The following is an 11,350-nucleotide window of genomic DNA, read 5'->3' as shown; positions in this document are numbered from 1 at the left end:
GGGCGTGGGGGATCGGGGCTGGGGATGCCGGCGGACAGGGGCGCGGGCCGGCGCTTGTCTGACTGTGGGGGCGGGGGGGGGGGGGGAATGGGGGGGGGGCGGCCACCGGATGGTGGCCGCCCCTCACGTATGTCTGCTGTGGCCGGCGCGGGAAGGTGCCGTGCGGTCAGTGGCCCTGTTCGTCCCGGCGGCGCTGCCAGCGCTGCTCGATGCGGTCCATCATGGAGCGCTTCGGACGCGCCTGGCGGTGAACTCCGCCCGGTGGCTGCTCCCCCGGCTTCGGGGCCTTGCGCCAGCCGGTGACGGCGAGCACGGCACAGCCCAGCATGACGAGGAAACCGACCACGCTGACCCAGATCAGCTGCGCGACCATTCCGGCCATGAGGAGCGCGATACCCGCGAGGAAGCCTGCGACCGCCTGGTAGACCCGCCGCCGGGTGTACGTCCGCAGCCCGTTTCCCTCAAGCGCCGACGCGAACTTGGGGTCTTCGGCGTACAGCGCTCGCTCCATCTGCTCAAGCATTCGCTGCTCGTGCTCAGAGAGCGGCACGGAGTCCTCCTCATCGTGCAGTCGCCGGGGGCGACCCGGGGGGTCCCTTCAGGATAGGCAGGGAATCGCCCCCGTGAAACCCGCCCCTCTACGCCAATCGGCCAACCGGAATCCGTCATGGCCGTCCCGGCTCGCTGAGGCTTCCATTCCCCGGCGGCCGACCCGTCATGCCGGGTGGTGTACCTCGATCATACGGCGCAAACCCCTCGATCGGGGGGCTTGTGGCGTACTCCATCCGCGGCCGAGGCGCTGATCAACGGCTTGCCCCGGTGGCGCGCTCGGGTGCCGGCGGCGCGCTCAGGCCTCGGCGGCGCCCGCCGTCTCACCGAGCACGTGCAGCTGGGTGGCGACGGAGTGGAAGGCGGGCAGCTCGGCCGCCGCCGCCTCGAGCTTCAGCAGGGCGTCGAGGGCGCCGGGCTCGGTGTCCACCAGGACGCCGGGCACGAGGTCGGCGAAGACGCGCACGCCGTGCACCGCGCCGACCCGCAGACCGGCGCCCTCGACGAGCGCGGTGAGCTGCTCGGCGGTGAAGCGGCGGGGCACCGGGTCGCCGGTGCCCCAGCGGCCGTCGGGGTTCTGGAGCGCCTGCCGGGCCTCGGTGAAGTGGCCGGCGAGGGCGCGGGCGAGCACGGCCCCGCCGAGGCCGGCGGCGAGCACGCTCAGGACGCCTTCGGAGCGCAGCGCGGCGACCGCGTTGCGGACGCCTTCGGCCGGATCGTCCACGTACTCCAGGACGCCGTGGCACAGCACGGCGTCGTAGCCACCGCGCTCGACCACGTCGAATAGGCCGTGCGCGTCGCCCTGGACGCCCCTGACCCGGTCGGCGACGCCGGCCTCGGCGGCGCGGCGCTCCAGGGCGAACAGGGCGTTGGGGCTGGGGTCGACCACGGTGACCCGGTGGCCGAGGCGGGCGACGGGCACGGCGAAGTTGCCGCTGCCGCCTCCGGTGTCGAGGACGTCCAGCGAGTCCCGGCCCGTGGCCTTGACCCGGCGGTCGAGGGCGTCCTGCAGGACCTCCCAGACCACGGCGGTACGGAGTGAGGCGCGGGGGCGCGTCGGGTCCGACACGGTAGTTGACTCCTCGGCAGGGTGGAACTCTTCAGGCGACCTCCACCCTATTGCCTCAGTGCCGTGCCTCGTCACTGTCTCCGTGGGCGCCGGTGTCCTGGCGGGGCTGGGGCAGGACCGGCTGGAGGACGAGCATCCGCTCCACGATGCGCAGGAACATCGCCACGTCCCGTATCAGGTCGTCGGCGTCCCGCTGTCCGGCCGCGCCCTGGATGCCCGCCTCGGCGCGGGCGCGGCGGGCGGCGCCGGAGGCGAACAGCGCGCTCCACTCGGTCAGCTCCGGGGCGATCTCGGGCAGCACCTCCCATGCGCTGCGGATCCGGGCCCGGCGGCGCGGGTTGGTCTCGGGCCGGCCGCGGGCGGCGAGCACGGCGGCGGCGGTGCGCAGGGCGGCCAGGTGGGCCGTCGCATAGCGCTCGTTGGGTGTGTCCAGGACAGTGGCCTCCTCCAGTCCGGCCCGCGCCTGGGCGAGCAGGTCGAGGGCGGCGGGCGGGGCCGTGGCCCGGCGGAGCACGGGGTGCACGTCGCTCGCCGGGCCGGTCAGTGAGGGGGCAGGGCCGGTGGCGCGGCGCCGGCGGGCGGCGGCTGCGGACGAGTGGGCCATGACGAACCTCCTGTCGTCTGGGTGACGGCACGAATGCCGTATGTGCCCATCGTGCGGTATGCCACTGACAATCCGTTCTGACCTGGGCCTTTGCCTCGATCACAGGTTCGGGCGTATTTTTGCACTGACCAGTCAGTTCAAATTTCCCTCAGGGGGGCCAGTGGACGGCACGGACGGTGCGGACGGTGCGGACACCGCGGTCGGCGCGGACGTCAGGGCCGAAGGTCTCGGACACAAGGGCCCACGGGGGTGGGCCTTCCGCGGGGTGACCGTGGACGCGGAGCCCGGCTCGCTGATCGCCGTCGAGGGACCGTCCGGCTCCGGCCGCACGTGTCTGCTGCTCGCGCTCACGGGACGGATGAAGCCCACCGAAGGAGTGGCCACCGTCGGCGGGTTGAAACTCCCCCGGCACATGGCGGCCCTGCGCCGCGTCAGCGCGGTGGCCAACGTGACCGGCGTGACCGACCTCGAGCCGGCCCTGACCGTCGGCGAGCACCTGCGCGAACGGGCCCTGCTGCAGCGCCGGTTCGGCGACTCCCTGCGCGAGCTGCTGCGGCCCCGCGCCCAGCGCGTGCACGAGGCGCGGCTGCGGGTCGACGCGGCCCTGGCCGCCGTAGGGCTCGACCTGGAGACGCTGCCGAAGGGCTCCCGGACGGCCGTACGCGACCTGGAACGGCCGCAGGAGCTGCGGCTGTCCCTCGCGCTGGCCCTGCTCGGCCGGCCCCGGCTGCTCGGTGTGGACGACATCGACATGAAGCTCTCGGACGACGAACGCACCCGGATATGGGACGTGTTGCGCTCCCTCACGCGCGCGGGGACGACGGTCGTGGCCGTGTGCCGCACCGCGCCCGAGGACTGCGTCGCCGTACCGACGGCAGGAACGGCCCCCGAGCCGAAGAAGAACCCCGAGCCGACGAAGAACGAGAAGGAGGAGGAGACCGGCGATGCGCTCACCGAGGCTGGCCGCGCTTGAGCTGAGGCGCTTCGGGCGCGGGAAGCTGCCGCGCGCCGCCCTGGTCGCGCTGCTCGTCCTGCCCCTGCTCTACGGCGCCCTGTACCTGTGGTCCTTCTGGGACCCGTACGGCCGTCTGGACCGGATCCCGGTGGCCCTGGTGAACGACGACAAGGGCGCCACGGCGGGCGGGAAGAAGATCACCGCCGGGGACGACATCGTCGACGGGCTGCGCGACAGCCGAACCTTCGAGTGGCACGAGGTGAGCGACGACGAGGCCCGCGCGGGCGTCGAGGACGGCACCTACTACCTGTCGCTGACCATGCCGGCCGACTTCAGCAGCCGTATCGCGTCCAGTTCGGGTGACTCGCCGGAGACCGGCGCCCTCCGGGTGCGCACCAACGACGCGAACAACTACATCGTCGGCCAGATCTCCCGCACCGTCTTCAACGAGGTGCGCACGGCCGCGTCCACGAAGGCCTCACGGACCTTCCTGGACAAGATCTTCGTGTCCTTCTCCGACATCCACGACAAGACCGTCACGGCGGCCCAGGGCGCCGACAAGCTCAGCAGCGGCATCGGGAAGGCGGAGAAGGGCTCCAAGGACCTCGCCGACGGGCTGAAGGAGGCCAAGGGCGGCAGCGGCAAGCTGGCCAAGGGCCTGAAGAAGCTCGACACCGGCTCCGGTGACCTCCAGGACGGCTCGCGGCAGGTCGCCGACGGCACCCAGGCGCTCGCCGACAAGGTCAACGGCGTCTACGCCAAGGCCGGCCCGTTCATCAAGACCAACGAGAAGACCATCGGGGACACCGCCCGGCTGGTCTCCGACTCGGCCAAGGCGGTCGAGGACAACCTCGACGTGCTGGTGAAGCTCGCTCCGGGCGCCGCCAGGACCGCGCACGCGTCCGCCGCCGCCCTGGACGAGGTGTACCGGAAGCGGTGCGAGCCCTCGGCCCTCCCCGACCCGGTCTGCCCGGACCTGAAGCGGGCCAGGACCGCCGCCACCGAGGTCGCCACCGTCGCCGACGACCTGAACACGCTCATCGCCGACCAGAACGGCGACCTGAAGACGATGCGGGACAACCTCGGCACGCTGCGGAAGCAGGCCGACGCCCTCGCCGAGCGCGCACCGCACCTCTCCGAGGACGTCACGGACGCCGTCAAGAAGATCAACAAGCTGAACACCGGCGCGCACAAGGTCGCCGCCGGCGCCGAGAAGCTGCACACCGGACTCGGCACCGCCCACACCGGCGCGGTCACGCTCGACAAGGGCATCGGCACCGCCAAGTCGGGTGCCGAGACCCTGAACGGCGGCCTGTACAAGCTCTCCGACGGCTCCGGGAAGCTGGCCGGCGGGCTGCACTCCGGCGCGAAGAAGATCCCGGACTACGACAAGCAGGACCGCGACCGGCGCACCGGCGTGATGGCCGACCCGGTCCAGCTGGCCTCCCACGACCTGCACAAGGCGCCGAACTACGGCACCGGGTTCGCCCCCTACTTCGTCCCGCTGTCCCTGTGGGTCGGCGCGATGGTCGCCTACATGCTGATCCCGCCGCTGAACCGGCGCGCCCTCGCGGCCGGCTCCCCGGCCTGGCGGATCGCGCTCGCCGGCTGGCTTCCGGTGGTGGCCGTGGGCGTGCTCCAGGTGGCCGCGCTGATGGCCGTACTGCACTGGGCGGTCGGTCTTCAGATGGTGCGGGCGGCCGGCACGGTGGGCTTCCTGTGCCTGGTCACGGCCTGTTTCGCGGCGATCGTGCAGTGGCTGAACGCCCGCTTCGGCGCGGCCGGCCGGATCCTGGTGCTCGCGCTGCTGATGCTCCAGCTGACCTCGGCGGGCGGCACCTACCCCGTGCAGACCAGCCCCGGCTTCTTCAACGCGATCCACCCGTACCTGCCGATGAGCTACATCGTGGAGGCGCTGCGCCGGCTGATCACGGGCGGCGGGCTCGGCCCGGTGTGGCAGGCGTGCGGTGTGCTCGCGGCGTTCACGGCCGGCGCCCTCGCCCTGACCGCCCTCGCGGCCCGCCGCCGCCAGGTGTGGACGCTGGACCGGCTGCACCCCGAGCTGAGCCTGTGATCCGCGGGCAGCGTCCGCACGCGCGCGTACCTGTGAGAATCGGGGTCATGGAAAGCAGCAGCGCCAAGGCCGGCGGCAGCACGCGCCGCGAGGCCACCCGGCAGAAGCTCTACGAGGCGGCCGTCACTCTCATCGCCGAGCAGGGCTTCTCCGCGACCACGGTGGACGAGATCGCCGAGCGGGCCGGGGTCGCGAAGGGCACGGTCTACTACAACTTCGCGAGCAAGTCCGTTCTCTTCGAGGAGTTGCTGAGGCACGGCGTCGGCCTGCTCACGGCCTCCCTGAGGGAGGCGGCCGAGGGGACGGCACGCGAGGGCGGCAGCAAGGTGGACGCGCTGGACGCGATGATCCGCGCGGGCCTGGTCTTCATCGACCGCTACCCGGCCTTCACCCAGCTGTACGTCGCCGAGCTGTGGCGCACCAACCGGGCCTGGCAGTCCACGCTGATGGTGGTGCGGCAGGAGGCGGTCGCGGTGGTCGAGGGGGTGCTGCGGGACGGCGTGGCGGCCGGCGAGTTCAGCGAGGAGATCGACATCCAGCTGACGGCGGCGGCGCTGGTCGGCATGGTCCTGGTGGCCGCGCTGGACTGGAAGTCCTTCCAGCCCGAGCGCTCCCTGGACGACGTCCACGCGGCCCTGTCCCGGCTGCTCCAGGGGCGGGTCAGCGGCACGGTCTGAAGCGGGCCCGCGAGACGTACGCGGAAGGCGCCGGTCCACTGCCGGACCGGCGCCTTCCGTTTCCCCGTACCCACCGGGATTCCCCCGTGTTCCCCCGTTCCTCCCGGCGTGTCCCCCGTTACCCCCGTACTTCCTTCCCGTACTCCCCCGTACGGGTCCCCCGTGCGGACCCCCGTGGTGGTCTTCCCCCGAGGCCCCCGTGTCTCGCTTCCGCCGACGGATCGGCGGAAGGAGCGGCCGGCGGGCGGGCGCGGTTCCGCCGCCCCGTGTCGGCGGTGCCGGGCCACGCCCCCTTGCCGTGCCTCCACTCTCTCGTTCCGGCGGCCGCCGCCCCATCCGCGCACGTACTCATCTCGCCGTCTGAGTACGTGTACTCAGCCGTACGCGCGCGTGCCCACGCCTGCGGCCCGCCGCCTGGCTACGATCGCGTCCGTGTCCGTACTCCCCCTGGTCTTCACCAGCGGCTGGGCCAGCGGCGTCAACGCCTACGCGGTGGTGCTGCTGCTCGGCCTCTTCGGCGTGACGGGGGTCGGCGACGACGTTCCGGAGACCCTGCAGCGCCCCGAGGTGCTGATCGTCGCGGGGGTGCTGTTCCTGTGCGAGGCCGTCGCCGACAAGATCCCGTACGTCGACTCGCTGTGGGACTCCGCGCACACGGTGGTCCGTCCGCTCGCCGGGGCCTGGGTGGGGGCGCTGCTCGCCGGGCAGAGCGGCTCGCTCTCCGATGTGGCGGCCGGGCTGATCGGCGGGTCGACGGCGCTGGCCAGCCACACCGTCAAGGCCGGGACGCGGATGGCCGTCAACACCTCACCGGAGCCGTTCAGCAATGTCGTGCTCAGCCTCGCCGAGGACCTCGGCGTCGGCGGCATCGTCGCGTTCTCGATGTTCCATCCGCTGGCGGCGGCGGTCATCGCGGCCGTGCTGCTGGCCGGCGGCTTGCTGGTGTTGCTGTTCCTGGCCTCGCGCATCCGGCGCTTCCTGCGCCGCCGGGCCCAGCGCCGGGAGGAGCGGCGCCTGGCCTCACGGGGCCCCTGAGCTGCGCCGGAAGCCGCCCGGCGGCCGGGTTGTCAGTGGCGGTCGATAAAGTCGCGGACATGGCACGGATTGCGGTGATCGGCGCCGGGATGGGCGCGATGGCGGCTGCCGCCCGGCTGGCCGTCGCGGGCCACCGGGTGGTGGTGTACGAGCGTACGGAGACGTACGGCGGTGCGGTGCGCCGGTTCGAGCGGGAGGGCTTCCGCTTCGACACGGGCCCGGGACTGCTGACCCTGCCCGCCGTGTACCGCGATCTGTTCGTCAAGACCGGCAAGGAGCCACTGGAGGACTGCGTCGAGCTGGTCCAGGTCGACCCGTCGTCGCGGCACGTCTTCGCGGACGGCACGCAGGTGTCCCTGCCGAACGCCTCCCGCGCGGGTGTCGTCGCGGCGCTGGACGAGGCGCTGGGCGCGGGAGCGGGCGAGCGTTGGGGCGACTTCCTGGTGCGGGCCCGGGAGGCCTGGGACCGCACCCGCCGGCCGCTGCTGGAGGAGCCGCTGTGGCCCAACTGGCAGGTGCTGGTCGAGAAGGAGCCGTATCCGGGCACCTCGTACAGACGGCTGCTGCGCACGCACCGCGTGGGCAAGCTGTTCGAGATCGGCAGGCGGGAGCTGCGCGACGAACGGCTGGCCCAGCTGCTGGACGGCTACGCGCTCGCGTACGGCGTCGACCCCGGGACCGCTCCGGCGAGCGCGGCCGTGCTGCCCTACATGGAGCACGCCTTCGGCACCTGGTACGTGCGCGGCGGAGTCCGGGAGCTGGCGCGCGCGGTGTACGAGCGGTGCCTGCAGCGCCGGGTCGAGTTCGTCTTCGGCGCCGATGTCACCCGGGTCCTGGAGAAGGACGGCCGGGCGGCTGGGGTGGAGCTGACCGGGGGCACCTCCCAGGCCCCCGGCTCCGGGGGAGGGACGGTGGCCGAGGCGGACTTCGTCGTCGGCACGGGTCCGTGGCGGCTGCGCGGCCTGGTCCCGGGCAGGGAGGTGTACGGCGCGCGGGACGTGCCCCTGGACCCCGAGGACCGGTGTCCCGGCCGGGTGGTCGTGTGCCTGGCGCTGCGCGGGGCGCGTGAGCCGGGCGCCGTGCACCGCACGGTGGTGCACGCGGCCGACGCCGACGGGGATCTTGATCTGTTCCGGCACGGGGTGGTGCCCGACGTGCCGCAGGTCGTCGTGGACCGCCCGGACGACCCCTCCACGCGTCCCGACGGGGACCACGAGTCCCTGGTGCTGACGGCCACCGTGCCGTCGGCCACGGAGTTCGACTGGGCGGCGCCGGGGGCCGCCGACGCCTTCGCGGACCGGATGGTCGCCGCCGCCGAGCGCGCCGTGCCGGGGCTGCGCGAGCGGGTGCTGTGGCGCGAGGTCCGCACCCCGCTGGACACCGAGCGGGAGACGGGCGCCACGGGAGGCGCGGTTCCGCCGCCGGCGCTGGCCGGGGCCGAGGGTGTGCTGCATCCGGGCAACACCACGGCGATCGAGGGGCTGTTCACGGTCGGCGGCTGGTCCCACCCCGGCGGCGGCCTCGCGCACGCCGGCATGTCGGGCGCGCTGGTGGCCGGACTGATCGTGGAGGGCCCGGAGTTCCGCGGCTCGCGGTGACTCAGAAGCGGTACTGCTCGTCGTACCCGGCCCCGGGCTGCGGCTGCGGCCCGCCCGGGGCGTGCGGATACGGCTGCTCCTGCGGGAGTTCGCCGCCGTAGGTCTCGTCGGTGCGCTGCTGCGGCACCCACACCCCGCCGGCCGGGGTCTCGCCGTAACCGCCGGTGGCGTACGGGTCCTGGGCGTAGCCCTGCTGCTGCCCGTACTGCTGGCCGTACGCCGGGTCGTAGGAGCCGTAGGACTGGCTGCCGATGTACGGGTCGGAGTAGTTGGCGTACGACTGCTGGCCCGCGCTGTCGTAGCCGTAGCCCTGCTGCTGGCCGTAGCCCGAGTAGTCGTAGGCGTAGCTCTGCTGGCCGGCGTTCGCGTGGGCGGCGGTGTCGCCGTAGACGCCGTAGTTGCCGGTGTCCTCGGGGAGGGGCTGCGGCTCGTAGACGGCGGTGGTCTCGGCGGCGCTCTCGGCGGTGCGGGCGGCGGCCGGGGTGAAGACGTCGTCGCGGTCGTAGTCGTCGTCGTAGTCGCCGTGCGCCCGGCCGGGGCCGTAGCCGCCCTGGTCGCCGGCCTGGTCACCGTCGGACCCGGCGGACTCGGGGGCGGGGTGCTGCGGGTCCGGCTCGTGCCGGTCCGCCCGGCCGCGGCGGCGCTTGGTGCCGCCGGCGGCCTCGGGGCCGGGCCGCTTGACCGCCCAGCCGGCCGCGAAGCCGCGGCGGAACGACAGCGTCACGTAGGTCTGGCCGACCGCGAAGGCGATCGCACCCAGCCCGATCACGATGACGGACGGCATCAGCACACCCAGCACCACGCCGAGGAACCCGGCGAAGGCGAGGAGACGCCAGCGCAGCCGCGCCTTGTACTGCAGCAGTACCTCGCCCAGCAACCACAGCGCGACGACACCGAACGCGATGTAGAGGACCGTCCAGCCCATGTACGCCCCTCTCCCAGTGACCGCTACGCAGTGTGTCGTATCGCGGTGCGGCCGGTCTAGGCCTGCGGGGGGTGGTGCAGGCCCAGGTTCTCGTAGATTTCCAGGGTCGCCGTGGAGCTGTTGAGCGTGATGAAGTGCAGTCCGGGCACTCCCTCGGCCAGCAGCCGAGCGCAGAACTCCGTGGCGAACTCGATACCGATGGAGCGTACCGCCGCCGGATCGTCCTTCGCTGTGAGGATCCGCTCTTTCAGGGCGTCCGGGACATGGGCGTTGCTGAGCTTCGGCAACCGTTCCAGCATCTTCACGCTGGTGACCGGCAGGACCTCCGGGATGACGGGGGTGTCACAGCCCGCGGCCACCACGCGGTCGCGCAGCCGCAGATACGACTCCGGCTGGAAGAACATCTGTGTGATGGCGTAGTCGGCGCCCGCACGGCACTTGTCCACGAAGTGGGCGACGTCGGTGTCCCAGTCCGCGGAGCGCGGGTGCATCTCCGGGAACGCGGCGACGCCCACGCAGAAGTCGCCCGACTCCTTGATGAGCCGGACGAGTTCGGCCGCGTAGGTCAGGCCACGGGGGTGTGGCACCCACTCGCCCATCGGGTCGCCGGGCGGGTCGCCGCGCACGGCGAGCATGTTGCGGATGCCGGCGTCCGCGTACTGGCCGATGATGTTGCGCAGCTCGGCGATGGAGTGGTCGACCGCGGTGAGGTGGGCGACCGGGGTCAGCGTGGTGTCCGCGACGATCTGCTGGGTCTCCTTGACCGTGCCCGCGCGGGTCGAGCCGCCGGCGCCGTAGGTCACGGAGACGAAGTCGGGGGCGACCGCCTCGACCCGCCGGAGCGCGCTCCACAGGTTCCGCTCGCCCTTCGGGGTCTTCGGCGCCGAGAACTCGAACGAGTACGTCGTCTTGCCGGTGGCGAGGATGTCGCGCACGGTACGTGCGCGATCAGTCCTGGTGGATGCGGTTCCGAGGGCCATACCGGCAGGTTAGCCAGGGGTGGGCGGTCCCCCAACCACACATCGGAAATTTGCCCGAATTGTCGGCTTCCTGTCCAGCAGGTGGACAGAACGGCGCTAGCCGGCGTCCCGCAGCCGCTTCGCGAACCGAGCCGCCGCGGCACCCGGGTCGTCCGCCTCGGTGATCGCGCGGACCACGACCACCCGGCGGGCACCCGCGTCCAGCACCTGGTCGAGGTTGCCCAGGTCGATGCCGCCGATGGCGAACCAGGGGCGGTCGGTGCCCAGGCCCGCCGTGTGGCGGACCAGGTCCAGGCCGGGGGCGTGGCGGCCGGGCTTGGTGGGGGTGGGCCAGCAGGGGCCGGTGCAGAAGTAGTCCACGCCCTCCTGGACGGCGGCCGCCTCGGCCTCCGCCTCGGAGTGCGTGGAGCGGCCTATGAGGACGCCCTCGCCGAGGATCGCGCGGGCCGCGGGGACCGGGAGGTCGCCCTGGCCGAGGTGGAGTACATCGGCGCGGGCCGCGTGGGCGACGTCGGCCCGGTCGTTGACCGCGAGCAGCTTGCCGTGCCGGGCGCAGGCGTCGGCGAAGACCTCCAGGTGTGCCAGTTCCTCGGCGGCCTCCATGCCCTTGTCCCGCAGCTGCACGATGTCCACACCGCCGGCCAGGACCGCGTCCAGGAACTCGGGCAGGTCGCCCTGGCGCCTGCGGGCGTCCGTGCAGAGGTACAGGCGGGCGCCGTCGAGCGCGGCGCGGGCGGTGTCGGACATGCGTGGGTCCCCCCGTGGTCGGTGTCCCTGGCGGTTGTCGGCGGTGGGGGGGGGGGGGGGGGGGGGGGGGGGGGGGGGGGGGGGGGGGGGGGGGGGGGGGGGGGGGGGGGGGGGGGGGGGGGGGGGGGGGGGGGGGG

11 protein-coding genes are annotated in these 11,350 nt (G+C 73.2%); 5 read left to right on the top strand and 6 right to left on the bottom strand.

The window, feature by feature from the left end; genetic code table 11:
- Nucleotides 1-166: 166 nt before the first annotated feature.
- From ACZ4U1_RS28740 to ACZ4U1_RS28730, 3 genes are all read right to left on the bottom strand, one after another.
- Nucleotides 167-550, bottom strand: coding sequence for a DUF3040 domain-containing protein (locus tag ACZ4U1_RS28740; RefSeq protein WP_467907061.1), 384 nt, complete (start codon nucleotides 548-550; stop codon nucleotides 167-169).
- A 297-nt stretch (nucleotides 551-847) separates the two neighbouring features.
- Nucleotides 848-1,618, bottom strand: coding sequence for a methyltransferase (locus ACZ4U1_RS28735; protein ID WP_467907060.1), 771 nt, complete (start codon nucleotides 1,616-1,618; stop codon nucleotides 848-850).
- Nucleotides 1,619-1,673: 55 nt separating this feature from the next.
- Nucleotides 1,674-2,222 (bottom strand): SAV_6107 family HEPN domain-containing protein, encoded by a 549-nt coding sequence (locus ACZ4U1_RS28730; RefSeq protein WP_467907059.1) that lies wholly within the window; start codon nucleotides 2,220-2,222, stop codon nucleotides 1,674-1,676.
- Nucleotides 2,223-2,382: 160 nt separating this feature from the next.
- Here ACZ4U1_RS28730 and ACZ4U1_RS28725 point away from each other — a divergent pair, with 160 nt between their 5' ends.
- From ACZ4U1_RS28725 to ACZ4U1_RS28705, 5 genes are all read left to right on the top strand, one after another.
- A complete protein-coding gene (locus ACZ4U1_RS28725) occupies nucleotides 2,383-3,195 on the top strand; it encodes an ATP-binding cassette domain-containing protein (protein WP_467907058.1) in 813 nt (270 codons plus the stop codon).
- Nucleotides 3,167-5,251: a YhgE/Pip family protein gene (locus ACZ4U1_RS28720; protein ID WP_467907057.1), complete on the top strand. Its 2,085-nt coding sequence runs from the start codon at nucleotides 3,167-3,169 to the stop codon at nucleotides 5,249-5,251. The genes ACZ4U1_RS28725 and ACZ4U1_RS28720 overlap by 29 nt, the downstream gene beginning before the upstream one ends.
- Before the next feature lie 47 nt (nucleotides 5,252-5,298).
- A complete protein-coding gene (locus tag ACZ4U1_RS28715; RefSeq protein ID WP_467907056.1) occupies nucleotides 5,299-5,928 on the top strand; it encodes a TetR/AcrR family transcriptional regulator in 630 nt (209 codons plus the stop codon).
- Between the two features lie 432 nt (nucleotides 5,929-6,360).
- Nucleotides 6,361-6,963 carry a DUF4126 domain-containing protein gene (locus ACZ4U1_RS28710; RefSeq protein WP_467907055.1) on the top strand — a complete coding sequence of 201 codons (603 nt, stop codon included), beginning with the start codon at nucleotides 6,361-6,363 and terminating at the stop codon, nucleotides 6,961-6,963.
- Nucleotides 6,964-7,022: 59 nt separating this feature from the next.
- Entirely contained in the window at nucleotides 7,023-8,561 is a 1,539-nt protein-coding gene (locus tag ACZ4U1_RS28705) for a phytoene desaturase family protein (protein ID WP_467907054.1), read from the top strand.
- 1 nt (nucleotide 8,562) lies between these two features.
- Here the strand turns inward: ACZ4U1_RS28705 and ACZ4U1_RS28700 are convergent, their stop codons facing one another.
- The 3 genes from ACZ4U1_RS28700 to thiE all read right to left on the bottom strand — a co-directional run bounded on the left by ACZ4U1_RS28700 (nucleotide 8,563) and on the right by thiE (nucleotide 11,213).
- A complete protein-coding gene (locus tag ACZ4U1_RS28700) occupies nucleotides 8,563-9,486 on the bottom strand; it encodes an SCO2102 family sporulation regulator (protein ID WP_467907053.1) in 924 nt (307 codons plus the stop codon).
- Nucleotides 9,487-9,542: 56 nt separating this feature from the next.
- Complete coding sequence (gene metF / locus ACZ4U1_RS28695) at nucleotides 9,543-10,466, bottom strand: methylenetetrahydrofolate reductase [NAD(P)H] (protein WP_467907052.1); 924 nt, start codon at nucleotides 10,464-10,466, stop codon at nucleotides 9,543-9,545.
- A 96-nt stretch (nucleotides 10,467-10,562) separates the two neighbouring features.
- Nucleotides 10,563-11,213 carry a thiamine phosphate synthase gene (gene thiE / locus ACZ4U1_RS28690; protein WP_467907051.1) on the bottom strand — a complete coding sequence of 217 codons (651 nt, stop codon included), beginning with the start codon at nucleotides 11,211-11,213 and terminating at the stop codon, nucleotides 10,563-10,565.
- Nucleotides 11,214-11,350 lie beyond the last annotated feature (137 nt).

Source organism: Streptomyces sp. NPDC028928 (assembly GCF_055564915.1).
The sequence above is the reverse complement of the archived record's forward strand: the minus strand, read 5'-3'. Positions and strand labels throughout refer to the sequence as shown.

Bases quoted from the DNA above. Each gene is read 5' to 3' on its own strand.
- ACZ4U1_RS28730 (WP_467907059.1), bottom strand. From the start codon at position 2,222: ATGGCCCACTCGTCCGCAGCCGCCGCCCGCCGGCGCCGCGCCACCGGC.
- ACZ4U1_RS28700 (WP_467907053.1), bottom strand. From the start codon at position 9,486: ATGGGCTGGACGGTCCTCTACATCGCGTTCGGTGTCGTCGCGCTGTGG.
- metF (WP_467907052.1), bottom strand. From the start codon at position 10,466: ATGGCCCTCGGAACCGCATCCACCAGGACTGATCGCGCACGTACCGTG.
- ACZ4U1_RS28720 (WP_467907057.1), top strand. From the start codon at position 3,167: ATGCGCTCACCGAGGCTGGCCGCGCTTGAGCTGAGGCGCTTCGGGCGC.
- ACZ4U1_RS28715 (WP_467907056.1), top strand. From the start codon at position 5,299: ATGGAAAGCAGCAGCGCCAAGGCCGGCGGCAGCACGCGCCGCGAGGCC.
- ACZ4U1_RS28705 (WP_467907054.1), top strand. From the start codon at position 7,023: ATGGCACGGATTGCGGTGATCGGCGCCGGGATGGGCGCGATGGCGGCT.
- thiE (WP_467907051.1), bottom strand. From the start codon at position 11,213: ATGTCCGACACCGCCCGCGCCGCGCTCGACGGCGCCCGCCTGTACCTC.